Raw genomic sequence first — 26,910 nt, 5'->3', positions numbered from 1 at the left:
AATGGCAAAAATCCCCAGCATACGGCAGATCATCAGGAAACAACTAATCAGTCCGATTCAGGAGTTTATCAAAGACAGCCGGGCAGTGGGGGTTACTTTGCTGGTTTGTACGGTGGTATCTTTATTACTGGCGAATAGCCAATGGAAGGATACCTATATTCATTTGATGGAAAGAGAGGTTCATCTACTGCCTTTTCTTCATCTCCCCCACTCTATTTTACATTGGATCAATGATGGGTTCATGACCTTGTTTTTCTTTTTGGTTGGAATGGAGATCAAGCGGGAATTGTTGATAGGTGAATTATCCTCCATTAAAAAAGCATCCTTACCCATAGCGGCCGCGCTTGGGGGAATGCTGGTACCAGCCGGCATTTATCTGTTGTTTAATTCATCCACCCCATATCATAGTGGCTGGGGGATTCCGATGGCTACTGATATTGCCTTTTCCTTAGGCGTTGCTTCTTTATTGGGGAACCGTGTTCCGGTGCAATTAAAGATCTTTCTGATGGCGCTGGCAATAATTGATGACCTGGGTGCAATCCTGGTGATTGCCGTGTTTTATGGTGGCGATATTTCCTGGTATTACCTGCTGGGTGGAGCTGTTTTATTGGGTATACTGCATCTCCTGAACAGGTTACGTGGTAATAAATGGTGGGTTACCCTGATAATCGGATTGCTGGTTTGGTATTGCATTTTTAATTCGGGAATCCATGCTACCATTGCTGGCGTACTGATAGCCTTTTTAGTACCGCTGGACCGGCTCTCCAACTATGAACACACCCTGCATGATCCGGTCAATTTCATCATCCTGCCCCTGTTTGCCCTGGCGAATACAGCCATAGAAATTCCCGGCAATTTCACAGAGGCAATTACTACCAGTCTGAGTTGGGGAGTTTTAGCCGGACTGGTATTGGGAAAACCGATTGGCATAACGCTGGCATCCTGGATAACTGTGGCAACGAAGTTGGGTGAGCGTCCGAGCGGCACCAACTGGACCCAGTTAATTGGCATGGGAGCATTGGCGGGCATTGGGTTTACGATGTCGATATTTATAACAATGCTGGCGTTTACGGACCCAATCCTGCAAAATATTGCAAAACTTGCCATATTGATTGGAGCTGTAATTTCGGTAATTGCTGGTCTGCTCCTGCTATATTTCGCTTCTCCGTCTAAACAAAACCGTTAGCAATTCAACCACATTGGTGAATTTGCATCTTTTTATTGCTCTTTTGCAATATTTAGTGCATTAATCAGGATTTTTTTGCTGTTAATTGCTTTTTAATCTGGCATTTTGCGCTTTTTTGCGTTTTTTCTCCTACTTTGGACTTACCAAACAAGTAGCCAAGCTTACTGCCATGCTTAAAAAAGAACGACAGGCCTATATACTTCAGAAGGTAAACCTGCACAACAAAATACTTTCGGGTGCCATCAGCGAAGAGATCTGTGTATCGCAGGATACCATTCGGCGGGATCTGGAGGAATTGCAACAACTTGGTAAGTTGATCAAGGTACATGGCGGTGCAATGTCTCCCTCTTTTCATTATCAGAACTGGTCCTCTCCAGAGGAAATTTATGCGATAGGAGCCAAAAAGGAAATTGGTCGCAAAGCTGTTCACCTGATCGAAGATGGAATGGTGGTTATTACAACCGGGGGAACTACAGTTATAGAACTAGCCAAAGCTTTACCTCCAGGTTTAAAAGCGACATTTTTCTGCGGTAGTGTACCAGCAATATGCGAATACATGCAACATCCCAATATTGAAATCATAGTAATTGGCGACAAGCTTTCAAAAAATTCCAGAATAACGGTAGGGCATCAGGCCATCGAACAGATTAAATCAATTCGTGCTGATTTATGCATTTTAGGGATCAATGCCATCCATCCTGAATTCGGTGTTTCCGATAATGACTGGGATGTGGTAATCCTGAAAAAAGCAATGATTGAATCTTCCCGAAAAGTGATTGGATTAACCATATCAGAGAAAATAAACACCATTCAACCGATACAATTATGTCCGCTTAGTGAAATAGATATACTGGTAACAGAAAGAGCGCCTTTTGACCCGATGTTGAACGAACTAAAGTTGAAAGGAATCCGAACTATTTGATTCACTAAAAAAAGAATTCCCGGCATGCACCTTCATTTAACCAGAAAATGCAGTATACTTTTTTTAATGCTGATTTTCCTTCATTCGGCTTTGCAATCACAGAAACAAGTCCGTTTCGCCTTCCTGACCGATTTACATGTAAGTCCGGGTAGTGATAGTGAAACAGGACTTGCCACAATTATAGATGACATCAATAAAGACAGTGTGGATTTTGTTGTAATCACCGGTGATATTACCAATACAGGATCCAATGCTGAATTGGAAGCTGTTTATAACCTTGTTTCAAAGCTAAAGACCAGGTATTATATGTTACCCGGCAACCATGAAACCAACTGGTCTGAAACTGCAGGAAAAAAATACCTCGAGTTATGGAAAGAAGATCGCATTCACTTTTCTACAGGTGATTTCTATTTTATTGGATTTAATACAGGCCCCTATATGAAAATGGGTGATGGACATGTTAAACAGGAAGACTTGTTATGGCTTGAAAAAACGCTGAAGGCAGAAGTAAAACAAGGTCAAATGGTGGTTTCTCTTGCACATTATCCATTAGGTGATGGTTTGGATAACTGGTATGATGTAACGCGAATTTTAAAAACAGTGCCTACCAAATTAGCATTATGCGGACACGGGCACAGATTATCGATCCACAATTTTGATGGAATAACAGGTATTATGGGACGTTCAAGTTTACCCAAAGGCACACCTGGAGTGGGTTATAACATAGTTGTCCTAAATAAAGACTCAGTACAGATTCATCAAAAAATTGTGGGTGAGCTGAATACACGATTAGCTTATTCACTTTCATTATCATCCAATCCTGCACTGGATAAAAAACTAAACGGATTGGTACCCGACTATTCAGTGAATGATAGTTTTAAAGCATTTTATCCGGTTTATCAGTTTACTGATAATAGTTCCATATTCACGGCTGCTGTACCTGCAGGCAGGAATCAGGTTATTTATGGAGGTTCAGATGGCACGGTTAAATTATTGAATCGCAAATCCAACCGGATTGAATGGCAGGTAAAATTGCCAGGGTCGGTTTATTCAACCCCATTCGTCCTGGGCAAACAGGTAATTGTAGGTGGCATCGATGGTAAACTTCAGTCACTTGAATTAAAAACCGGGGCGGTTATTTGGGAACAGACCCTTAGTGTGCCGGCTATAAGTGAAGCTATAGCAAAAAATGACCGTATCTATATTGGATCAGGCAATGGCACGATGTATTGTTTATCTGCAGAAAACGGATCAATACAATGGAAATTTGATGGAGTTCAAGGTCAAATCCAGGCCCGTGCAACACTCGATGGAGATAAGTTGGTTTTTGGAGCCTGGGATAAACATCTTTACTGTTTAAATAGCAATTCAGGGCAACTTATTTGGAAATGGACCAATGGGTCTCCACAAAAATTGTATTCACCGGGCAATGTTGTACCGGTGATTGCAGACAATAAAGTATTGATTGTTGCACCTGATCGTTATATGACAGCTATAGACCTTACAACAGGTAACACTATCTGGAGAAATAATCGCCATCGTGTCCGTGAATCATTAGGGGGTTCTTCAGACAATCACAACGTCTATGCGAAACTGATGAATGATTCGATTATTGCAGTTTCTACCCTTCCGGATAGCATGCAAACTAAATGGGCCACCTATGCCGGGTTTGGTTATGAGCACAACCCATGTCCAATTACCGTTGCTGACGGCGTAGTATATGCAGGAGGAAAAAACGGACTACTGGTGGCGCTGGATGAAAAAACTGGTGAACTGCTTTGGAAGCATAAGGCAGGGAACTCATCTGTAAATGGAATTCGTGCTGATGAAAGTGGTGGCATCTGGATCAGCCTGATAGAAGGAACCATTGCTTATTACAAAAACAAACATACATCTAAAACCAAAACAAGTAGACATGGGAAAAATTAAGAATTTCCTTTTGTTTGCCGTGCTATGCTGCTTAAGCAGCTGGGCAACTGCGCAGACAATTACGGGTGAGGTCGTAAATCGATCTTCCCAGCAGCCTGTTATAGGTGCAACAATTTCAGCTGGAGAGGCAGGAACTTCAACAGATGAAATGGGCAGGTTTAGCATAACGCTGCCAAACGGCGTTAGTTCACTTTCAATTAGTTCGATTGGTTTTATTAAACAAACCATTCGAATTAGTAATCAATCAAGTATCCGGATTCAGCTGGAGGAAGACGAAAACTCACTGGATAATGTGGTTGTAGTAGGATATGGTACTCAGAAAAAGGCCAACCTTACGGGAGCAGTTTCAACTGTACAAGTGAGCAAAGTAATGGAATCACGTCCTGTAACGGATGTGGGCCGCGCCTTACAGGGTGCTGTTCCTGGTTTAAGTATTACCACAACAACAGGTGATCTGGCAACTAATCCAACGATTCGTTTACGAGGTTTGACCGGATCAACTAATGCAGGAAATGGCGCACAACCGCTTATTCTGGTAGATAACGTTGAATTTCCCAATCTTCAATTATTGAACCCGGATGATATTGAGTCCATTTCAGTACTGAAAGATGCTGCTTCAGCTTCAATTTATGGAAGCAGGGCTACCTGGGGAGTTATTTTAATTACCACCAAATCAGGTAAGAAAAACAGTCGCTCAACAATTAATTACAATAATAACTTTTCCTGGAGTACACCAACTACACAACCTAGAAATGCGGATGCTGCTGACGGACCAACATATACATTATCAGCAGCACAGAGAACTAATCCAAATCAGGATTTCTTTGGTTCCATAGGTATGACATTTACGAGTGAGAGTATTGAAAAAATTCGCGAATGGCAGCGTACCTATGGCGGTCAGGATTTAGGACGTGAAATGGTGGAAGGACGCGATTTTGAAATTATTGGAGGTCGTGCTTATTATTATCGCCCATGGGATCCGGCTAAAGAATACATGAGAAAATGGGCTCCGCAGCAAAATCATAACTTAAATTTCTCTGGTGGTAATGAAAAAACGTCCTTTAATGTAAGTCTGGGATACATGGGGCAGGAAGGTGTTTTAAAAGTTAAAACGGATCAGTTCAAAAGATACAATGCAACTATTGGCGTTAACTCTTCCGTTACCCCCTGGTTAGATATAAATGGAAAAATCATCCTGACAAAATCAGAATTTGAAACGCCGTTTTCTTATAGTGGCGCAACATTCGATCCTCTTTATTATATGTATCGCTGGCATGGTGTGTATCCTTATGGAACCTACCAGGGTAAAGGATTCCGTAATATTATTTCGGAAATGGAGCAGGCTAATATGACAGAGAATACCAACAACTTTGTCCGTGCTCAATTGGGAGGCTTATTTAAAATTACAAAAGGCCTCACCTTTAATGCGAATTACACGTATACAAGCAATAACAATCATTATTATGAACCTGGTGGGCAGGTATTTGCCTGGAATCAATGGAATCCGATATGGGATTATATCCAGGTATCTCCTGTTTCGGCAAACCGTGTCTCCTACTCTTCCGGTTGGAACGAACAGCATACCGTAAAAGCCTTTGGAACATACCAGAAAAAATTTACGGATCATAATTTCAAATTTATCGGCGGTATGGATGTGGATCTTTACAAAGGGTGGTCTCAATATTCAGAACGTCGCGACCTGATTGACCAGAATCTTCCGGAACTGGACCTGGCAACAGGTGATCAATACATTGGTGGAGGTCGTGGTCATTGGTCAACACAGGGCTTTTTTGGCCGGATCAATTATGACTATAAAGGAAAATACCTGTTGGAATTAAACGCACGTTATGATGGTTCGTCTTTTTTCCCAGCTCAGGACCAATGGAATTTATTTAAATCCGCATCCGCTGGTTATGTTATCAGTGAAGAAAACTTTATGGAGTTCACCAGAGACTATTTAGATCACTTAAAGATTAGAGCATCCTACGGTTCAGTAGGTAGTACGGATGTTGGAAGTGCTACATTCCGTCCTTCCATGAGTTCCAGTGCATCCGGTTGGTGGATTGGTGGTTCCAATCTGTTAACTGTTAACACGCCGAATCTGGTACCAAATACACTCAAATGGGAAACTATTAATACCCTTGATTTCGGTTTGGATGCAAGGTTCCTGAATGGAAAGGTTGGACTGACCTTCGACTGGTACCGTAGAACAACAAAAGACATGATCACCCCAGGTATTGTTCTGCCTAGTACATTCGGATCTGCACCTCCCAGAAGAAATTATGGTGAATTACAAACTACAGGATGGGAAATTGCTGTTGATCTCAATCATAGTTTCCGCAATGGTTTGAGTTTAAATGGAACCTTAATGTTATCTGACTTCCAGGAGGAGATTACAAAATATGATGGAAACCTCGTTAATGGTTTTTATGCAGGAAAAAAACTGGGAGAAATCTGGGGGTATAAAACCGATCGATTCTTTACAAAAGATGATTTTGAACAGGACGCCAGTGGTGAATTAGTACGAGATGCACAAGGCCACTATATTCCTGTAAAAGAAATACCTTCTCAGTCAAGACATGAATCCGGCTGGTTCTTCTATGGCCCTGGTGATATTAAATACAAAGATCTAAATGGCGATGGAGAGATTTGGAGAGGTTCCAGTTCCCTGGATGATAAAGGTGATCTTACTGTAATCGGGAACAGCACGCCACGTTACCAATATGGTATTCGTTTAGGAGCAGAATTTAAAGGATTTGATTTCAATATGTTTATTCAGGGCGTGGGTAAACGCGAAATGTGGGGAAATGGAATGATCGCTATTCCTGGCTTTAATCCCTTCGATAATATGTATGCACATCAAATGGATTATTGGACTGAAGACAATCCAAATGCCTTTTATCCGCGTCCAACCAATACCGGCCAAAGTAATAACACGCAGAACTTCCTTATTCAGGATAAATACCTGATGAATATGGCTTATACCCGTCTGAAGAATATTTCTCTGGGATATACCATACCTGTAACTATTACAAAACGACTTCGTTTTTCACGTTTACGCTTTTATGTAAACGGAGAGAACCTTTGGACCAGAGACAAATTGCATGTTCCAATTGATCCGGAAGTTGGTTTCCGTACTCCCTCTTCACCTGCAGCAACTTTTGGAAGAGTTTATCCTTACCGCAAAACTGTTTCCTTTGGCTTACAGGCAACCTTATAATTCTTAAATTTTTACAATCATGAAAAAGTATCTATATATATTGGGACTTGCTGCTATTGGATTCAGCAGTTGTAAAAAAGATTACCTGGAACGTCCTCCTTTGGATCAGTTATCAGATGAAACTTATTGGTCCAGTGAAAACAATGTCCGCATTTTTTCCTGGGGATTTTATACTGCATTTTTTCCGGCTTATGGTTCCGGATTCACCTGGGGGCGATATTTCTCCGGGCAATCTCTGAATGATGATTTTGCGGGTACTACGCCGCCACAATGGATTCAGAATGTTCCATCCACTTCAGGTAGTTGGACTTTTGCCTGGGTTCGGAAAGCGAATTTATTCCTGAATCGGATCCAACAGGTACCCATGCCGGAAGAGGCAATCAATCACTGGAGTGGCGTAGCCCGTTTTTTCCGTGCATTGGAATACCACGATCTTGTTAAGCGGTATGGCGATGTGCCCTGGTTTGATCAGGTGATTGCTGAAGCAGATAAAGATCTATTATTCAAGCCCAGAGATTCCAGAACTTTTGTAATGGATAAAGTATTGGAAGATCTTCAGTTTGCTGCGGAAAACGTACGCGAATCAGATGGCACGCCTGGGCTTGTTGTAACAAAATCAGTAGTATTGGCATTTATGTCCCGAATCATGTTATTTGAAGGTACTTTCCTGAAATACCATGGAATTGACGATGCAAAAGCTACAGCTTATCTGGAGGCTGCTAAATGGGCTGCAGAAGAGGTGATCAATTCCGGTAAGTTTTCAATTACAGATAATTATCGTGCTGTATTCAGCAGTAATGACCTTTCCGGTTTTAAGGAAATTATTATGTATCGGAAATATGAAACCGGTATGTTGACACATGCTTTAATGAGCTACAACAACAATGAGCCTCAAACCGGGATTTCAAGGAATGCCGTTGAATCTTACCTTGCCAGCGATGGATTGCCAATCAGCATTTCTCCACTATATCAGGGTGATCAGGGAATTGCGAATGTCATGGCGAATCGTGATCCCCGCCTTGCGCAGACGGTTGTGGGTCAATTGCGGATCAACCAATATGCTGCTAATTATTCAACCAGTGGATATTCCATTCATAAATTCCTGAACGAAGCATTGAAAACAGCTCCGGAAGCTAGCGGCGCATTAAACCAAACCGATGGTCCGGTTATCCGCTATGGTGAGGTATTAATGAACTATGCGGAGGCTGTGGCCGAATTGGGAACCATAACGCAGGCCGACTTGGACAAATCCATCAATGTATTGCGTAAGCGCCCGGGTATTAACTTGCCGGATCTGCAGGTTTTGGGTGGATTACCGGCTGTTAATGGCGTTGTTTATGATGATCCGGAGCGTGATCCTACTGTATCCTCCCTGATCTGGGAAATCCGCCGGGAACGTCGTACAGAGCTGATGATGGAAGGGTTCCGGCTGGATGACCTGAAACGTTGGAAAAAACTGGAATATGCCGATACCCAGGAAAACCTGACTATTAACCGTGGTGCCTGGATCGACAAAGCAGAATATCCCAATACCAATGTGCATATTGAAGGAGGTGGAACACAGGGATATATTATTCCTGCCATCAAACTCGAATCACAACGTCTTTTCACAGATCCTAAAGTTTACCTGGATCCCCTGCCACTTGATCAGATTAAACTCTATCAGGATAATGGCTATACACTCACACAAAATCCGGGATGGTAAATTCCTCTGAAAAAAGCTGCTCAAAAGAGCAGCTTTTTTCTTATATTTTAACTAAAAAACGCAATATTTAGGTATCTTTTCCCCAAAACATTCAAAAAACTGCAAATTCCCGGATCATCCCATGCTAAAGAAAGAAAGACAAGCCTATATACTTCGGAAAGTGAACCTGCATAATAAAGTCTTATCTGTACAGTTAAGCCAGGAGATTAATGTATCTGAGGATACCATTCGGCGGGATTTACTTGAGATGGCGGATGAGGGTAAGCTTATCAAAGTTCATGGAGGTGCACTGTCGCATTCCTTTAGCCAGGTCAATTTTATTAAGTCTGATGTCTATTCCCAGGAGAATAAAGTATCGATTGCTAAAAAGGCAGCCAGCCTGATTCAGGATGGTATGTTTGTTTTAACCAGTGGTGGTACTACCATTATGGAATTGGCTAAAGCCTTACCCCCCGGCCTGAAAGCAACGTTTATTTCGGGTAGTATTCCGGCAGTTTTGGAATACATGAATCACCCCAATATTGATATCATTCTGATTGGTGATAAGGTTTCCAAAAATTCTAAAATCACCATTGGATCACAGGCGATCAATCAGATCAAACGCATTAAAGCCGATATCAGTTTTTTGGGCATAAATGCGATTGATCTGGAGAATGGGGTAACCGATAATGATTGGGATGTTGTGATGATAAAAAAAGCGATTATTGAATCATCTCAAAAGGTAATCTGCCTGACAATCTCTGAAAAAATGAATACTTTCCAGCCATTGCATGTCTGTGATATCAACCAGGTTGATATGCTGATTACTGAACTGGACAAAGACGATCCCCTTTTACGTCAATATGCCAAAGCCGGCATTGAAATTCTTTAGGTGTCAGACACCAGTGAGACAGGTATCAGATATATATTAAGACGCTGTTAGAGAAGTATCAGACAGGTGTTAGAACACAGTCCTAACACCTGTCTGATACCTGTCTCACTGGTGTCTGACGTCTTTGGACGTCTTACGCAAAAAAGATATAGGCAATGAAGATGGCGGCAATTACGCCAATGAAATCGGCAATCATGCCGGCCCAGATAGAATATCGTACATTCTTGATTCCAACACTCCCGAAATACAGCGCAATAATATAAAACGTGGTATCGGCAGAGCCCTGAAATATACTGGCCGTTAATCCCGCAAAAGAATCCGGACCCAGTTCAGGATTTTTGAAGATATCCAGCATCATCCCTCTGGCTCCGCTCCCACTAAAGGGTTTCATGATGGCTACAGGCAGCGCATCTACGAATTTGGTATCAAATCCCAACGAACCGATGATCCAGGCGAAAAAACGGACTACATAATCCAACGCACCGGAATCCCGGAAAACACGGATCCCCACCAGCATGCCAACCAGATATGGTATGATCTTCAGCACCACTTCCCATCCCCCCTTCGCACCTTCTATAAAGGCATCGAATACATTCACTTTTTTCCAAACCCCGCCCAATATAAAACCCAGGATGATCACCATCAGCAATACATTTCCCACAATCTTCCCAAAGGTTTCCTTGCCGGCAGTATCCAGTCCGCCTACATAAAAAAGCAATAACCCTACAAATGCAATCGCCGACAGCACCCAGGCATACAATACCCAATCCCACTTGATCTTTTGCCAGAAACTTACCACAATTACACTGGCCAGAGTGGTCATCAGGGTACCAATCACACAGGGTATAAAGATGGCAGCAGGTTGAACCGACCCAACTGAAACACGATAAGCTATTATGGTAAGAGGTATCAGCGTAAGTCCCGATGTATGCAAAACCAGAAACATGATCTGTGCATTAGTGGCTTTTTCTTTCTCCGGATTTAATTGCTGCAGGCTTTCCATCGCCTTCAGTCCAAATGGAGTTGCAGCATTATCCAATCCCAATAAATTGGCAGAGAAATTCATCACCATTTGTCCCTGTGCCGGATGTCCACTCGGCACTTCCGGGAAAATGCGTTTCATCAGCGGATTCAGAAATCGGGCAAGAAATCGCACCGCACCGGCTTTTTCCGCAATATTGAGCAATCCAAGGAAAAAAACCATGGTTCCTGCCAGCGGAAAGGCAACATCCAGCACAGATGATTTCGCCGAATCAAACACCCCATCCGCCAGCCGCTTGAAAATTTCCACGTCTCCTAGGAAGATCAGTTTCAGCAGGGCAACAAAAAATGCAATAACAAAAAAAGCAATCCAGACGATATTTAAAGCCATCGGAGGAAGTTTGAAGTTTGAAGTGGGAAGTGAGAAGTTTGAAGTTGAAGTTTGAAATGGGAAGATAGGAATTTTCACCTTTCACCTTTCACCTTTCACATTCACCCGCCGGGCACCCGGCGGGTGAATCCTTTTCCTTATCTTCGCGGCGCGAAAAAATGTAAATACAAGGAAGCATGGGATTACAAGCAGGAATTGTCGGATTACCGAATGTGGGCAAATCTACCCTCTTTAACGCAGTGAGTATCAGTGCCAAAGCGCAAGCGAGTAATTATCGCTTCTGCACCATTGAGCCCAATATGGGTCTGGTGAATGTTCCCGATGAGCGGATTGATAAACTGGCGGAACTGGTGAAACCCAACCGTACCGTTCCAACTCAAATCGAAATAGTGGACATTGCCGGCCTCGTAAAAGGTGCCAGTAAAGGAGAAGGTCTGGGCAATAAATTCCTGGCCAATATACGGGAAGTGGATGCCATCGTACACGTAATCCGTTGTTTCGAAGACGAAAATATCCTGCGCGATGAAGGCCCGATCAATCCCGTTTCCGATAAAGACATCATCGATACCGAATTACAGTTAAAAGACCTGGAAAGTGTAGAGAAAAAACTGCAAAGGGCTGAAAAGCTGGCAAAAACCGGCGACGCCAAAACAAAAGCAGAATTCGAAGTACTGAAACGCTGCTACGCTCATCTCGAACAGGGAAAAAACATCCGTGAACTCAACCTGAGCAAGGAAGATCGCAGCGCCATCGCAGACCTATTCCTCCTCACAGAGAAACCCGTTCTCTATGTAGCCAATGTGGACGAACCCTCCATGCATACCGGTAACAAATATTCCGATGCATTGAAAGCCGCTGTTGCCGGCGAAGGTGCCCAGGTAATCATCATGAACAATTCCATCGAACAGCAGATTGCTGAAATGGAAGATCCGGATGACCGCGCCCTCTTCATGGATGAATATAAAATGACCGAACCTGCTCTGAACAAACTGATCCGCGCCGCCTATAAACTGTTGCAGTTGCAAACCTATTTCACCGCCGGTGTACAGGAAGTGCGCGCCTGGACCATCCAGGAAGGATGGAAAGCCCCACAGGCTGCCAGCGTTATCCATACCGATTTTGAAAAAGGATTCATCAAGGCCGAAGTGATCGCTTATGATGATTTCATTCATTATGGCTCTGAATCGGCCTGCAGAGATGCCGGCAAACTGCGGATCGAGGGAAAAGAATATTTAGTGAAAGATGGAGACGTAATGCACTTCCGTTTTAACGTCTGAGGACGTTAAAACGGAGTAAAAAGTTGAAAGTAAAAAACCTTAATACTCAAAGATCACAACTTTTTTCATACCTCACTATATTCGAAGCTTACCATTGTTGTTTCAAAATTTACAATACCTTCAACGCTGTTGAAATCGACCCAATAGAAAATAACGTTCCCCATGACAAAGGCCCTCGCAAGAGGGCCTTTTTATTTGAGAAGTAAGATGTAGGAAGTAAGATTTTGAAGAAATAAGATTTAAAAGAAGTGATCGGAGCTTTTCACCTTTCACCTTTCACCTAATCCCCTTTCACCTTTCACCTTTCATGTTTCACCTCCATCACATCTGCGGTATCAATACCTGATCAATTTTATGCAAAACACCATTCACGGCATGAATATCGGCAGCTACTACATTAGAGGCTGTTGGATTAATCCGACCTTTAACCGTTGGCGCCATCGGATTGGTTGCATCAATTGTTAGCTGCGGCATCGGTGCCGGACCAATCAGCGTTTCTACCGTCCCACTTACCAGATTCGGACTGAATACACGGAAAGCCGGGGTACCATTGGTAGCCAACACATGATACGCCAGAATCCCCCTGACTGTTGCCGGGGGAATACCCGCAAAAGCTTCCACTACTGGTGGCGCACCAAGCAAAACCAACGCTGCTTTGAATGCATCATCAGTTGGAGCAAATAAGGTAATATTCGGGAAAGGGTAATTCAGCAGTGAATCTATCCGGTTCAATCCGGTTTGTCCCTCATCCGCACGGGCGATGGCAGCACGCAAAAAGGAAAGATCCGCCTGAGCAGCAATCACCCCCTTCATTGTTGCCTGAGGTGGCGCCACCAATGCATACACATCATGAATAAACCCATTCGCCGCTCTTGTATCCACCGCAGTTATCGGAATATTATTCACAAAAGCACCTGTTGCCCGCTTCGAAGGGAAAATGCTCATTTTAAACAAGGGCTGGGTTGCCAGCGGTTGCAGTAAAGTTGGCATTTGAATATTGGGCAAAGGAAGTCCCGGTATAGCAGAAGAAGGCACCGCCTGCGGAATCACATGATAACTCAGAATCGCCGCAAGCTGCTGTGCAGGTAAAATACCAATCACCGCTTCAGAAATATTAGAACGGGCCATCGCATCATTATCTGGTGCAAATAGCGTAAGGTTGTTATCGCGTTTGCCCAATATCGCCCCCACCCCTGCTTTTGCAACCGCTGCTTTTAGAATTGAATATTTTGGTTCACTATTGATGATTTCCAATATGGTTTGTCCGGCTGTTTCCTCCGGACCAATTTCTTCCACTTCAGGAATTTTATTACAGGCTGTAATTTGTCCCAGCAAAGCCAGGCCAATCAACCCCGTACCGGTATATTTTTTGAGTAAGCTTAGCATAGAGAATCGTTTTACCATTAATAAATGTTGTACCCGAATGATACATAGTACAAACCACCCACAAAACTGTTTCCTACTGCATTGAAGTAGTACTGGTTGAGGATATTATTACCACCCAGCTTGATCACACTTTTCACTTTCGGTAACTTGTAAGACACCTGTGCATCTACCGTATGAATGGCTGCAATATCTCCATTGGCGAAATCACCCTCATAGAAGAACGCATCCTGCCAGCGATAACTTACATTGAAACCAATCAGCTTATCCTTTCCAAATCCGGTATTGGATAAGGTAGCATTATACCGATACTTGGGTGCATTGAAAAAAGCAATATATCCCGGAGGTACATCCTGCAAACGATCTGAGGAGAGGTTCATACTGAGTGTCCAGGCACGTACAAAACGATAATCAATCCCCAACCCAAATCCATAAGTAGTAACATCATCTTCAATATTCACCGGAACAGAGAATTTACGATCCGTCACCGGATTCGGTGTTCCTCCCGGCGTTGCAGTTTGTCCAATCAGGGTACGTGCAATAAAATTCTTGTACCGTCCATAATACCCATAAGCATCAATCAGTACTTTCCCGTTTCCAACCAGTCCTTTATATCCCAGTTCATACGAAGTAACTGACTCTGGTTTGAAAGTTTCAAATTGATACTGCTGTGATGGATTCGATAATGTATAGGGCTGATTCCGATCAAACTGATAAAAGCTCTGGAAACTTTTATCACCACCTATCAATTGCACTCCACCTCCCACATTCAGGTTAATAAACTGCTGCTGGGTGGAAGGGAAACGATAAGCCGACTGGTAAGACAACCTGATATTATTATTCTTCGCAATTGAAACAACTGCAGTTGCTCTCGGTGTAAACCGACCTTCAAAATTTTCATTCTTATCATATCGGCCGGAAAACGTCAGTTTCAACACATCGTTAAACAACCGGCGGGTAGCCTGGATATAAGCACCCACTTCATTGATCTTGATAGGAGCTGCAGAGTCTGTAAAAAGCGTTCCTTCCGAATTCAATACATACTGCCTCCAGTTGCCTCCAATCAGGATATCCGCAAACTTACCCGTCCAGTCGGAAAGATTATACTGCGCTTCCGTAAAATAGAGATCCGATTTTTCAATAAACAATCCACCGCCGCTGGAAATCGGAATGGAACGTACCCGATCATACAATTGCTTGAATTGCTGCGAACCCGCAGCCGGACGGTCACGATCTGCAAAGGCACGGGCATTGTTATGCGCACTCTGGTTATCCTGTCCGGCTAATAAATTGGCCAGATAAGTTTGCGAATACTCAGGATACCAGGTGGTGGACGGTTTCCATGCTTCGTTCAGCAATCTCGCAGTAACGGTAGCGTTGAAGGATTGTCCCGCATTTTCCTGTGTGGTATAGGTACGAACAAACCAGTTTTTCGCATTCAGTTCCAACTTGTACTGCCCCATTTTGAAATCGCGGAAAGAATAGCGGTCAGATCCTGTATACACAGAATTTCCGGTTCCCCAGCTACCCGCCAAAACCGCTTCCAGTTTTGGGGTGATTTTATAATGAAACGCACCACCCAACTTGAAATTGAGTGTGGTGGGATCAATAATATCCGATTCATTATAACCGGTACGGGAAACATTAATCGGATCCGATCCCAGTGTAGAAATAAAGGGAGCTAAAAAAGGTGCCTGTTGGGAAATAATCGGAAATACGGCAGAATTGATATCAATGGTGGTTTCATCGCCATAGACATTGATTCCGTCATAGTTGGGATCTGTAGTACGGGTACCCGGACCAGCTGCCCCCCTGCCGCTCTGCCGGCCTATATAATTGCGCTGATCCGCACCCAGCCAGTCCTTGGCATGAATGAATTCCGCATTGATTTTATAGGCAAATTTATCCTTGATATTTTCTGCATACCGAACGGCCCAGTTATGATAACCCGAACTGCCTCTGTAACGGCTGTCGGTATTCATGATTCCTGTTTTGGCCTGGAAGGAAAGCCCGGTATACTTGAAAGGATTTTTACTACTTACAAGCAGGGTTCCGTTCATACCACCCGGACCATACAATGCCGAGGAAGCGCCCGGCAGCAATTCCATATTATCTACATCCAGTTCCGACAAACCAATGATGGCACCAACCGAGAAATTCAAACCAGGCGCCTGGTTATCCATTCCATCTACCAATTGGTTGAAACGCGTATTACCACTCCCGGCAAAACCGCGGGTGGTAGGTGTTTTAAAAGTAAGAGAAGAAGTCGTCATATCTACCCCTTTCAGACTACCAACAATATCGTAATAACTGGCAGCAGGGGAAACACGAATGGCAGCAGCACTTACGCGCTCAATTGAAACCGGAGATTCCAGAATTTTTTCCGGAACCCGACTGGCAGATACCACCACTTCTGTTCCCAATGAACTGGAAGGATTCATACTGATGGTAACAGGATCGGTGGCATTGTTCACCACCGCTTCCACCAGATCAAATCCGATGGAGGTAAAAACCAAGGTGAATGGGGGTTTTTGGGAAGTTGATAAACTAAAGTTTCCTTTGTCATCCGTAAAGGTACCAATGGAGGTTCCTTTGATGGTTACTGACACGGCTGGCACAACATCAGCATTCGAGCTGTTTTTTACGTTTCCGGTAATGGTAACGGTTTGGGCAAAGGCAGCAATCGAAGTGAATAGCGCCAACAGCATCATGGCAAAATAGCTGTTGGATTTTCTCATACCACGTAGGTTTTATGTGTTAAACAGGAGCAAAATAAGGATTTATTAATTCCGTTCCGTTTTTTTCCAAACGGGAGTATAACTTCGCAATATGGCACCATTTCAATTCCCTTTCCAGACCGCCTTTTATAAAGGAAAAGTGCGGGATGTTTACACCATTCAGGATCGTTTATTAGTGATGATTGCATCGGATCGGATTTCTGCATTTGATGTAATATTACCAGCCCCTATTCCTTATAAAGGACAAGTATTAAACCAGATAGCTGCATACATGCTCAAAGCAACAGCAGATATTTGTCCGAACTGGTTACTCGAATCTCCCGCACCACATGTTTCCATTGGCAAAAAATGCGAGCCTTTCAAAATCGAAATGGTGGTGAGAGGGAATTTAACCGGACATGCATGGCGCACTTATAACAGTGGCAAACGAAGTTTGTGTGGTGTTGCATTGCCAGAGGGACTAAGTGAAAACGATTACTTCCCAACGCCTATCATCACTCCTTCCACCAAGGCATCAGAAGGACATGATGAAGATATCAGTAAGGAAGAAATCATTGCAAACGGACTGGCTTCAGCCGAAGACTGGGCCGTGCTGGAAAAATACACCCTGGCCTTATTTGAAAGAGGAAAACAGATCGCAGCAAAACGCGGACTGATTCTCGTAGATACCAAATATGAATTCGGTAAAATCGGTGATACCATTTACCTGATGGATGAAATTCATACGCCCGATTCTTCCCGCTATTTTTATGCAGATGGTTTTGAAGAACGGCAGGCAAAAGGGGAAAAGCAACAACAACTTAGTAAAGAGTTTGTGCGCGAATGGCTAATCGCCAATAATTTCATGGGTAAGGAAGGACAAACCGTTCCGGAAATGACACCCGATTGGATCAACACCATCAGTGAACGATATATCCAATTGTACGAAAAAGTAATCGGCGAAAAATTTGAACCACAAACATGGACAAACGAAGAAACAAAAGCAGCTGTTGAAGCATCGCTTTCAACCCTGTTTTAAATCCAACACATGTTTGATGGTATCCGGAAATACTACGAATTATTGATTCCAGCGCTTACTGAATTGCTATGGCAGGAACTGGAAAAAAGACTGGTTATTGAACGCTATCCAAAAGGAAGTTTGATTTGTCGGGAAGGTGATATTTGTAAAGGAGTCTATTTTATTCAGGAAGGGCTGGCCCGTTTATATTATACGGTGGAGGGCCGCGAAATTTGTACCGGATTCGCCAAAGAAGGCGAATACCTGAGTGAATATGATAGCTTCCTTACCCAAAGTCCGGCTGCCCAATCCATGGATGTATTGGAAGATACAATCGCAATCAATCTTCCCTTTGAACAAATGCAAACACTGTATGAACATGCACCGGTTTATGAGCAGGCTGGCAGAAAAATAGCGGAAAATTTATTTGTGCTGATCTCCCGATATAACACCCGTTTACTCACACTTAGTCCGGAGGATCGATACCAATACATAATAGAAAACCAGTACCACCTGATCCAACGGGTTCCTCAATATATGCTGGCTTCTTTAATTGGAATTAGTCCCGAACACCTCAGCAGGATCCGCAAAAAAATGACCCGTTAACCACATCATTGATAAATATCAAGATCGGTTTCGTATTTTTTCTTCTTGATATATGTTAAGGGAAATGAGGGTATTGTGCAAGTAGCTTGCAGTCAAAATCAAGAACCATGACTGCGAGGTATTTTCTAATCATTTTGCTTTGCTTTCCCTTTTGGGTAAGCGCACAGCAGGCAACACAAACTATTCGTGGAAAAATAGTCGACCGCATATCCGAACAGGCCCTGGAAGGAGCCAGTGTACAGGTAATTGGAACCAATTTTGCCAGTCTGTCTGACAAAGAAGGACGTTTTGTACTATTGGGAGTTCCCATTGGTAGAATTCAACTGCGGGTAGATTTTATGGGGTACAGTCCGGCTGTATTAAACGAAATCCTACTCACAACCGGCAAGGAAGTACAATTGGAAATTTCTCTGGAACAAGCTGTCAGCACACTTGCAGAAGTAACGGTGAAAGCGCCCAAACTCAAAAAAGGAGTGGCTTCCAATGAATATGCCGTGGGCAGCAACCGTTCCATCAATATGGAAGAAGTAACCCGGTTTTCAGGCGGACGGAATGATCCCTCCAAAATGGTAGCCAATTTCGCCGGTGTTATTTCGAATGATGATAACCGGAATGATATTGTAGTGAGAGGTAATTCACCATCCGGCGTTTTATGGCGGGTGCAGGGATTGCCGGCTCCAAATCCCAACCACTATGCAAGTTTGGGCACTACCGGAGGTCCCATTACCATATTAAACACCAATGCGCTGAAATCGGCCGATTTTTTTACCGGTGCATTTCCGGCAGAATATGGAAACGCCACGGCCGCTGTATTTGACGTGGAATTGCGTGCCGGCAATGCCTACACGCACGAGTTTACCACCCAGGTGAATCTCTTCAGTGGATTGGAGCTGATGGCAGAAGGCCCCTTAAGCAAGAAAACGAAAGGCGCTTCCTATTTGGTGGGTTATCGTTATTCATTTGTGCAGATTGGTCAGGCAATGGCATTAAATATTGGTACGGATGCCGTTCCAAAATACCAGAACTGGGTGTTTAATATCCAGTCGGCGGCCACTAAATTCGGACGTTTCTCCGTTTACGGAATGGGTGGTATCAGCTCCATTGATTTTATCGGGAAGGATATTGATACCAGTGATTTTTATGCGCGCCAGGATCAGGATGGTTATGTGCGAAACACCATGAATATTCTGGGAGTCAAACACCAGCTGGATTTAAACGCCCGCACCTATTGGAAAACAACTGTGGCCTACAATTACCAGCTCGATAAATTCGATAACTACCAATACCCTGCTCCTGTTCCACCCTATCAAAACCGATGGCAGATCACGCAGCGAAAAAACCAGACCAATTCGGTTAGTCTGAGTAGTTATATCAACCAGAAAATGAATGCCAAATTATCCTGGAGAGCTGGTATTACCGGAGAGCTATCGCAACTGGATGCTTTATTAAAAGATCGGGAAGGAAAACCACCTACTGAGGAGTACCTTGTGTTGAACGATTATAATAGTCGCTATAGTTTATGGCAGGCATTTGCCCAAACCCGGTATAAACCAACTGAGCATTGGCTGATTACAGCCGGTTTGCATGGTCAATATTTCAGCTTTAATGATCGATCAATTGTAGAACCACGTGCATCTATCAGTTGGTTGCCCAAAGCTGGTTGGAATATTTATCTCTCTTATGGATTGCATGCACAAACACAACCCTTACCGGTGTATTTGTATCAGGAAATAGATGAAACTTCCGGAAAAATCAACGATGCCAATGCACAACTGGATTTTACCAAAGCGCATCACCTGGTTGCCGGCATTGAAAAACGATTTGGTACCAATTGGCGTCTGAAAGCGGAAACCTATTACCAGCGCCTCTTTGATGTACCTGTTGAATCGATCGCATCCGGATTTTCGGTAATCAACAGCGGAGCTGATTTTGAGTTTCCCCGAAAAGCCGGATTGGTGAATGAAGGAAGCGGCACCAACTACGGATTGGAAATCACCCTCGAAAAATTCCTGCAGAAAGGATGGTATGTATTGAATACCATATCGCTGTTTGAATCGAAATACAAAGGCAGTGATGGCATTGAACGAAATACCAGCTTTAATTACGGGTATGTTTGGAATGTATTAGGAGGCAAGGAATGGAAAACCGGAAAAGAGGGAAAAAATGCGTTTACGGTAGATGGAAGATTCAGTACGCTAGGCGGACGGTATGCCACACCGGTAGATCTGGCTGCATCGCAGGCTGCAGGAAGAGAGCTATTGGATGAGAGCCGCTACAATAGTGAGCGGCTGGATTCCTATCTGCGATTCGATTTAAAATTCGGCTATCGCATCAATAGCAAAAAGCGGAAACTAAGCCAGACCTTCTACCTCGATTTGCAGAATTTAACCAATAGGGAAAATATCTTTCTTCGCAGGTATAATGCACAGCGGGGAGGCATTGGCAATGTAAATCAATTGGGCTTCTTTCCAGATTTACTTTACCGGATTCAATTCTAACGAACCACAAGTAGTACATTCGGATAAACTAATTTTTTATGAGTGCCGATCAATTGTTTCAACTAAGCAGTACAGCTGCCATGCTTGCCTGGATTCTGCTGATTATTTTTCATAAAACCTTGTGGATTTCAAAAGCATTGATCGGCACTATTATACTGGCGATGAGCCTGCTTTATTTTTATCTCATCGCCAAAAATTTCGGAGGCATGCAGCCCGATAGTTTTAGTACGCTCGATGGCGTGGCCGCCCTGTTTACCAATCGCGAAGCCCTGCTGGCGGGATGGGTGCATTACCTGGCTTTTGATTTAATGACGGGAATTTTTATTGTAAACAATGCGCGCAAAAACGGCATTGGAATCGGTTGGCTGCTCCCCTGTTTGTTTTTTACGTTCATGCTGGGTCCGGTTGGTCTCCTGCTCTATATTTTAATTCGCTGGATACACACCAAAAACTATTGGATCGATGTTGAATAAACTAATTATACAGCTTAAGAGCCGCAACAAAATATTGTTTTATGTTGGCAGTATCAGTTTACTGGGAGCCCTGATCTGCGCAGTGCTGGCTGTGTGGAGTCCCTTGGAAGTGGGTGGTATTCCGGCTTTCATCAAACCCATGAAATTTTACCTGGCGCTGGCAGCCGCCGTTTTTACCATGGCCTGGCTGATGGTATACCTGAAAAATCAAAAAGCAGTCAGGCGTTATAGTTGGGTGGTTGTATGGACCATGCTGGTGGAATTGGGCATCATAACAACCCAGGCAGCTTTGGGAAACCAATCGCATTTCAATATCAGTTCCTGGCCCAATGCAATTCTTTATCAGATTATGGGATTGGCGATATTGATTTACACTTTCTGGACGGCTTATATCGGTTATTTGTTTTTTAAACAGAAAGAGTTTCCACTATGGATGAACGCGGGGTATATCTGGGGAATCCGGTTGGGGATTTTGTTTTTTGTGCTGGCAGCCTTGCAAGGCGGACATATGTCAGCCATCATGCGCCATAGTATGGGGGGCATGGATGGTGGCGAGGGATATCCCCTGCTGAACTGGAGCCGGATCCATGGCGATCTGCGGGTGATTCATTTCTTCGGCATGCATTCCCTTCAGCTATTTCCTTTACTGGGATTTTACCTGATCCATTCAAAACGATCGATGCAGATCATTGCAGCAAGCTGGTTGATTTTTCTGGTGTTGCTCTATGTGCAGGCCATGAAGGGTTATCCGCTGTTGGGATAATTTTCCCATTTTTGCTACATGAAAAATACCCTCCTGTCCGGAATACTATTCCTTGTTTTTTTCCTTCCTGCCAACCATACCAGCGCGCAAAAAATTGATAGCCTGCCAGGGAAACCAGGCATCAGTTTTCGGGGACTCAGTGTGGTCAATGACCGGTTGCTTTGGGTTAGTGGAAATAAAGGAACGGTTGGACGAAGTACCGATGGTGGTAAAACTTTTCAGTGGATGACGGTACCCGGACATGAAAAACGGGATTTTCGTGATATTGAAGCCTTTGATGCGGTGACAGCCGTAATTCTGGCGGTTGATTCACCCGGCCTGATCCTGCGTACCTTTGATGGAGGCGCCAGCTGGCAGGAAGTTCATCGCGATAATCGATCCGGTATTTTTCTTGATGCGCTCCATTTCAGAAATGAAAAAGAAGGTAGGGCGATTGGCGATCCGATAGATGGAAAATTCCTGCTTTTGCAAACGGCAGATGGTGGTCGAAGCTGGCAATCCTATCCGGCAAATTATCCCGCACCGGTTGAAGGCGAAGCTTTTTTTGCAGCCAGTGGTGGTAATATAATTTCACTCAAAAAAGGGGAAACTATTTTTGTAAGTGGTGGTAAACAATCGAGGGTATTTTATGCCGGACAGGGTTTTGAATTGCCCTTGAAGCAGGGTGAAAGCAGCACAGGTGCCAATGCCATTGCCTTGAAACATCCCGGAAAAAAGCGGGGTGGCCGGCATTGGGTAATTGTGGGCGGTGATTTTGCAAAAGATAAAGAAACAGCGGGCAATTTCTGTTATACCCGCAATGGCGGACAAATCTGGTTAAAAGCAGAGCAGCCGCCATTCGGTTACAGATCAGGGGTAGCTTATGTCCGCGGTAATAAACTGATCAGCTGCGGCACATCCGGCGTTGATATTTCGAGGGATGGTGGTCGCAACTGGAAAAACATTTCTGTCACCGGGTATCATGTGGTACAAAAAGCAAAAGCGGGCCGCACGGTTTATTTAGCCGGTGGAAACGGACGGATTGCCAGACTGATTTGGTGATTGGTAAGGTTGCTTCCTGGATTACAACTGCTCCGCCAATTCTCGAACACTTGGGCGTTTGGTATAATCTTCATTGAAAAAGCGATAGCTGATTTTCCCGTCTTTAATGATATAAACAGCCGGTACAGGAAGTTTGGCGCCATTGCTGCCATTCACTTCATTAAAATCGATTTTGTATTTTTTATACCGTTCGATGGTAGTAGGATCAACATCATAAGCCACGTCATAGGCTTTCATAATACGCAATCCTTCATCATGCAGCACCGGAAAGCTTGCCTTTGTTTTTGAAACGGTTTTAGCGATGTTTTCCTGGACTTCCGGACTCACAGCCAGGATGCTGGCACCTTTACCGGTAAGCACCTGCAGGGAGTCCTCCATTTGTTTAATTTGTTTATTGCAATAAGGGCACCATTGTCCGCGGTAGAAGAATACAACCACCGGGCCTTTTGTTGCCAGCGACTTCAGGTTCACCTTTTTACCATTTTGATCGACGGCAGTAAAATCGGGAGCCTCCGAGCCGGTTTCAAGGCCTTTGGGTTGGGCGAAACAAATGTTGGAAATAAGAAGAGTAGTTAACAGGATAAAAGAACGCATGCGCTAAATTTTAGGTAAATCTAGGCCCCGTTGCGCGCAAAAACTGTCGCCTGGCTGACGAAAACCTACATTTGCATATGCTTTTAAAGAAATTTTTCAGGCTCTTAGGTAAGTTTCTGTTACCCAAAAAATCCTGTTGCAAATAAATTTTGGCCGAAACTCTCCGCTGCCGTAATATTGCAACCCGGTTTCACCACCTTTCACCACCCGACCGGTGGCACCCGACCGGTGAAACAGAGACAAGCCCAGATGGCGGAATTGGTAGACGCGCTAGACTCAAAATCTGGTTATCGCAAGGTAGTGCAGGTTCGATTCCTGTTCTGGGCACGAGAAAAAAGATCACTATTAGTGGTCTTTTTTAATTTCTTAAGGTCCCGTTTTCGTGGATCAACAGTACAAGGATTTAATCGCAGCATTTTTACCGGATGGGTTATTGAATTATTTTGATTCAGGAAGGTATACCTGCGGATCAAACCTCAACACCGGGAGAATCAACTAACCGGAGACATCATCAGCAGAGACTGGAAGCTGGTACAATCAGGAACGAGGATGACCGCCAAATTCTTACCAGTTTTTTTCCATTTTTATAGTAAAAAACCCTACTATATGATTGCAAGCCCGGTGCAGGTCCGGTACAGGTGCGGTACAAGTCCGGGATAAGTCCGGGGATGCTGGGGAAATCACGGCCTGTTTTCCTTATCTTGTACTGAAAAAACTTTACAGTTGGGTAGGAAATTACTAGTATAACTTTACAAGTGTTCTGATCATTATATTGTACTTTAGAAATAATACGATAGCAGTTTTCCGGTTGGCAGAGATGTTTGGGTATTCATCAGGTAATGACTACCTGTTCTTTTATCAAAAGACAGGCAATGATTGGCAGCAATATTTGAAAAAACCCATGGGAGCATGGTAAGAGACAATATGAAAACGACGGTAATTTTATAATTAATAGTGCATATTTAATAGTACATTCTTCTTAGACATATGAGTTTCTTTAAAAAACTATTTGGCTTAACAGACAAAAAAGATAATCCCGGAAATGGTCCTATGCCAACACGGGAAATTAACCTTCAGTTTAACGCAATCGCTGTCAATGGTCCAAAACTGGCTCAACAATTTGTTGACGCAGTAAGAAGTAACGACAATATTGCATTGAACTTTTCGATTGACACGGTAACCTATGTTGACAAATTTCTCCAACGATTTAGAGACGAAGGTCTAACCGTAAACGATTTTTGCCGAAACAATATTTGTTGCGGGAAGTTATGTTGGACAGGTAATGATCAACAACAACAATGGGATTTGGATTCAACAAGAGGAAGCAAACCTGCCAGACGGAGTGAGCATGATGCCAATTGTTGTAAAATTACCAAACGGCAATATAGTTGACCCAATTGCAAAAGCGTTTAAACGGTTTCACTATGGGGAAGCCGAAAGCATCCATTATTTCTATCACTTTTTCACTTCTTCGAATAGCCGCCAAAATATAACGCCAGATAACATCAGTTATCCTCCGGGAAAATTTGAATTTCTGATCTGCGGTGAAATTGAATTATCTCCCGAGCAGTTCACTAGGCTAATGATGCCCGTTTCATTCCAGGTAAAACAGGTGGAGCGAAATGAATTGGTATATTTTCAGGCAGACGGAGACGAATTTTCCTACTCATGCGAGCCGCCAGGCATCCAAATGACTTTCAACGACGAGTGCACCTATCAAAAGGCCAGGAAAATTGCAGACGAAGTAGTGCATAACCTTACTATAGCAGGATTCAGTGCTGAACTAATAGTACTCGACAATTCAAAAATCTACAAATTCGAATAAAGACGCACAGGATGTTTTGGCGAAAAAAACAAAGGCAGTGGTCGAGAAACGGCTACTAGATAAAGAAGAGGTATTAAATGGACTTCGATGCGCTAGCAATTGCTTCGAACAATGGGTTCAAAAGAATGATTTATTCAAACCCGAATTTGAAACATCACAGAGAATCAACAAGGCATTGGAGGAAGCGGTTCCCCTTACAAAATCAGCAGTTATAGAAATACTACAATCCTTCAATGACATCCAAAAAGTTAAACACGCCGATGGAATCGGCTGGATAGACTATGGATTTCGACTGTGCCATTACCTACGATTAAACGGATTCATAACCAAATTCGAAGATAAAAACCTACGCTTGGAAGAGCCTCTTTAATGTGGACTCAATCTATGAAATGTGAATGTTGTAATATAAGATCTTTTGAAGTGGAAGAATCCGCTGACGTAGGACAAAATCCGTTCCGCTTGTGTTTGGCGTGCCACAACAGACTAATCAACCGTGCATTAAGGCCATTAGAGTTTTTCAATCTCGTTGCGATTCATGGACATTGCCCCTATTTACACGATGATTTTTACGATTATGATACTGGGAAAGCAACGCAACCGAACATAGAGGTAACTAACGCCGAAAAGCACCCATTTCCAAACTTTGAGCAAATCAAAGATGACCTGAACAAAATAATTGACTTTTCATTCGTCCAATTTTTCACAGACAACTATGTTATCACCGAACTGGCAAAATTCGACAAACAGAAAATCTTAACCCGTCTGAAAGAAAAGGTCGAGTATAATCGAGCCATAAATCACAAAGCCTATGAAATTGCCGGGAAAGTTGTTGGTAAAACAGCAAATAAATGGATACTGAAAGAATGGACGAACCGGAAAGCAAATGAAATTCAGCTATTCGCAGAGGCATTAGCCAAGTGTTTAGATACAGACGATGCATTTGAAACCATCACAACAGAACTTGAAAGCGGAAACGATAAATACTTATCAGAAAACGTACTCGTAATGATCTATTTGCAAAGCGAAAAAACACTGGACTGGATTGAGAAAGTCAGCCACAGAATTAACAATATATCTTCTAACTGGGGCTATGTTGCCGCCAATTCTCAATTTAGCTGGAACAGAGCAAACAAATGGCTGACGAGCGGGCGACCATTGAGCCTCATAGCCCTTGATGGTCTGGCAATTTGCACGACTATAGGAGAAAGGTTAAACCAATCGCTGTGGTTGCGAAAACTGAACCCAACGCTTACCGACCAACCAAGTGCGGCCACCATTGCTCACAGACTTAATGAATATCTGGTTAGCGATTATGTTCCGAGAACAAAAAATGCGGTGGATAGTGTTATTCGAAATGTATTTGAAACAGGAAAATAAAGGAAGCGAAACATGCTATGTTGATATAATCAGCTATCACGAAATCCACTTATCTGGCCCATAGAAGGCGGCACTTCACCAGACGCTACGAAAAATAGAGGTTTTACCACTGTAAGCAATCCGAAGAAATGAA

The 26,910-nt window shown here is 43.4% G+C and carries 20 protein-coding genes and 1 tRNA gene; 17 read left to right on the top strand and 4 right to left on the bottom strand.

The features are described 5' to 3' along the window. Position 1 precedes the first annotated feature (1 nt). The 6 genes from nhaA (at position 2) to B2746_RS17420 (ending at position 9,833) form a co-directional block, all read left to right on the top strand. Positions 2–1,186, top strand: a complete 1,185-nt coding sequence (nhaA, locus tag B2746_RS17445) for a Na+/H+ antiporter NhaA (protein WP_290796570.1) — start codon at positions 2–4, stop codon at positions 1,184–1,186. A gap of 169 nt (positions 1,187–1,355) precedes the next feature. Continuing rightward, positions 1,356–2,108 carry a DeoR/GlpR family DNA-binding transcription regulator gene (locus tag B2746_RS17440; RefSeq protein ID WP_290796567.1) on the top strand — a complete coding sequence of 251 codons (753 nt, stop codon included), beginning with the start codon at positions 1,356–1,358 and terminating at the stop codon, positions 2,106–2,108. 66 nt (positions 2,109–2,174) lie between these two features. Continuing rightward, positions 2,175–4,037, top strand: coding sequence for a PQQ-binding-like beta-propeller repeat protein (locus B2746_RS17435; RefSeq protein ID WP_290796564.1), 1,863 nt, complete (start codon positions 2,175–2,177; stop codon positions 4,035–4,037). After that, complete coding sequence (locus B2746_RS17430) at positions 4,024–7,257, top strand: SusC/RagA family TonB-linked outer membrane protein (RefSeq protein ID WP_290796562.1); 3,234 nt, start codon at positions 4,024–4,026, stop codon at positions 7,255–7,257. The genes B2746_RS17435 and B2746_RS17430 overlap by 14 nt, the downstream gene beginning before the upstream one ends. 19 nt (positions 7,258–7,276) lie before the next feature. Next, entirely contained in the window at positions 7,277–8,962 is a 1,686-nt protein-coding gene (locus B2746_RS17425; RefSeq protein ID WP_290796559.1) for a RagB/SusD family nutrient uptake outer membrane protein, read from the top strand. Between the two features lie 121 nt (positions 8,963–9,083). After that, on the top strand, positions 9,084–9,833 hold the full coding sequence (locus tag B2746_RS17420) for a DeoR/GlpR family DNA-binding transcription regulator (RefSeq protein WP_290796556.1): 750 nt from the start codon (positions 9,084–9,086) through the stop codon (positions 9,831–9,833). A 133-nt stretch (positions 9,834–9,966) separates the two neighbouring features. On the opposite strand, the gene B2746_RS17415 is transcribed toward B2746_RS17420, so the two are convergent. After that, positions 9,967–11,205, bottom strand: coding sequence for a nucleoside recognition domain-containing protein (locus B2746_RS17415; RefSeq protein ID WP_290796553.1), 1,239 nt, complete (start codon positions 11,203–11,205; stop codon positions 9,967–9,969). Between the two features lie 176 nt (positions 11,206–11,381). Between B2746_RS17415 and ychF the strand changes: the two genes are divergently transcribed. Beyond that, entirely contained in the window at positions 11,382–12,482 is a 1,101-nt protein-coding gene (ychF, locus tag B2746_RS17410) for a redox-regulated ATPase YchF (protein ID WP_290796549.1), read from the top strand. A 321-nt stretch (positions 12,483–12,803) separates the two neighbouring features. On the opposite strand, the gene B2746_RS17405 is transcribed toward ychF, so the two are convergent. Beyond that, the gene (locus tag B2746_RS17405) at positions 12,804–13,868 is read right to left on the bottom strand and encodes a fasciclin domain-containing protein (protein ID WP_290796546.1); all 1,065 of its coding nucleotides are present in this window, start codon (positions 13,866–13,868) and stop codon (positions 12,804–12,806) included. A 17-nt stretch (positions 13,869–13,885) separates the two neighbouring features. Next, positions 13,886–16,603, bottom strand: coding sequence for a TonB-dependent receptor (locus B2746_RS17400; protein WP_290796543.1), 2,718 nt, complete (start codon positions 16,601–16,603; stop codon positions 13,886–13,888). A gap of 91 nt (positions 16,604–16,694) precedes the next feature. Here B2746_RS17400 and B2746_RS17395 point away from each other — a divergent pair, with 91 nt between their 5' ends. The 6 genes from B2746_RS17395 to B2746_RS17370 all read left to right on the top strand — a co-directional run bounded on the left by B2746_RS17395 (position 16,695) and on the right by B2746_RS17370 (position 22,981). Next, complete coding sequence (locus tag B2746_RS17395; protein WP_290796539.1) at positions 16,695–17,621, top strand: phosphoribosylaminoimidazolesuccinocarboxamide synthase; 927 nt, start codon at positions 16,695–16,697, stop codon at positions 17,619–17,621. Between the two features lie 9 nt (positions 17,622–17,630). Further along, positions 17,631–18,206, top strand: coding sequence for a Crp/Fnr family transcriptional regulator (locus tag B2746_RS17390; RefSeq protein WP_290796536.1), 576 nt, complete (start codon positions 17,631–17,633; stop codon positions 18,204–18,206). Between the two features lie 107 nt (positions 18,207–18,313). Further along, positions 18,314–20,704, top strand: a complete 2,391-nt coding sequence (locus B2746_RS17385; RefSeq protein ID WP_290796533.1) for a TonB-dependent receptor — start codon at positions 18,314–18,316, stop codon at positions 20,702–20,704. A 38-nt stretch (positions 20,705–20,742) separates the two neighbouring features. After that, complete coding sequence (locus B2746_RS17380; RefSeq protein ID WP_290796530.1) at positions 20,743–21,177, top strand: ABA4-like family protein; 435 nt, start codon at positions 20,743–20,745, stop codon at positions 21,175–21,177. Further along, complete coding sequence (locus B2746_RS17375; RefSeq protein ID WP_290796528.1) at positions 21,167–21,940, top strand: hypothetical protein; 774 nt, start codon at positions 21,167–21,169, stop codon at positions 21,938–21,940. The genes B2746_RS17380 and B2746_RS17375 overlap by 11 nt, the downstream gene beginning before the upstream one ends. Before the next feature lie 18 nt (positions 21,941–21,958). Continuing rightward, on the top strand, positions 21,959–22,981 hold the full coding sequence (locus B2746_RS17370) for a YCF48-related protein (RefSeq protein WP_290796525.1): 1,023 nt from the start codon (positions 21,959–21,961) through the stop codon (positions 22,979–22,981). Between the two features lie 21 nt (positions 22,982–23,002). Here B2746_RS17370 and B2746_RS17365 read toward each other — a convergent pair whose 3' ends face one another. Further along, the gene (locus B2746_RS17365) at positions 23,003–23,575 is read right to left on the bottom strand and encodes a peroxiredoxin-like family protein (protein WP_290796522.1); all 573 of its coding nucleotides are present in this window, start codon (positions 23,573–23,575) and stop codon (positions 23,003–23,005) included. Between the two features lie 243 nt (positions 23,576–23,818). Between B2746_RS17365 and B2746_RS17360 the strand changes: the two genes are divergently transcribed. The 4 genes from B2746_RS17360 to B2746_RS17345 all read left to right on the top strand — a co-directional run bounded on the left by B2746_RS17360 (position 23,819) and on the right by B2746_RS17345 (position 26,777). Then, positions 23,819–23,902 (top strand) — tRNA-Leu (locus tag B2746_RS17360). A gap of 660 nt (positions 23,903–24,562) precedes the next feature. Then, positions 24,563–24,967 (top strand): hypothetical protein, encoded by a 405-nt coding sequence (locus tag B2746_RS17355; protein WP_290796520.1) that lies wholly within the window; start codon positions 24,563–24,565, stop codon positions 24,965–24,967. Then, a complete protein-coding gene (locus tag B2746_RS17350; protein WP_290796517.1) occupies positions 24,924–25,400 on the top strand; it encodes a hypothetical protein in 477 nt (158 codons plus the stop codon). The genes B2746_RS17355 and B2746_RS17350 overlap by 44 nt, the downstream gene beginning before the upstream one ends. A gap of 420 nt (positions 25,401–25,820) precedes the next feature. Beyond that, on the top strand, positions 25,821–26,777 hold the full coding sequence (locus B2746_RS17345) for a hypothetical protein (RefSeq protein WP_290796514.1): 957 nt from the start codon (positions 25,821–25,823) through the stop codon (positions 26,775–26,777). Positions 26,778–26,910: the final 133 nt, after the last annotated feature.

Origin of the sequence: Flavihumibacter sp. UBA7668 (assembly GCF_002483205.1) — a bacterium.
GTDB lineage: Bacteria > Bacteroidota > Bacteroidia > Chitinophagales > Chitinophagaceae > Flavihumibacter.
The sequence above is the reverse complement of the archived record's forward strand: the minus strand, read 5'-3'. Positions and strand labels throughout refer to the sequence as shown.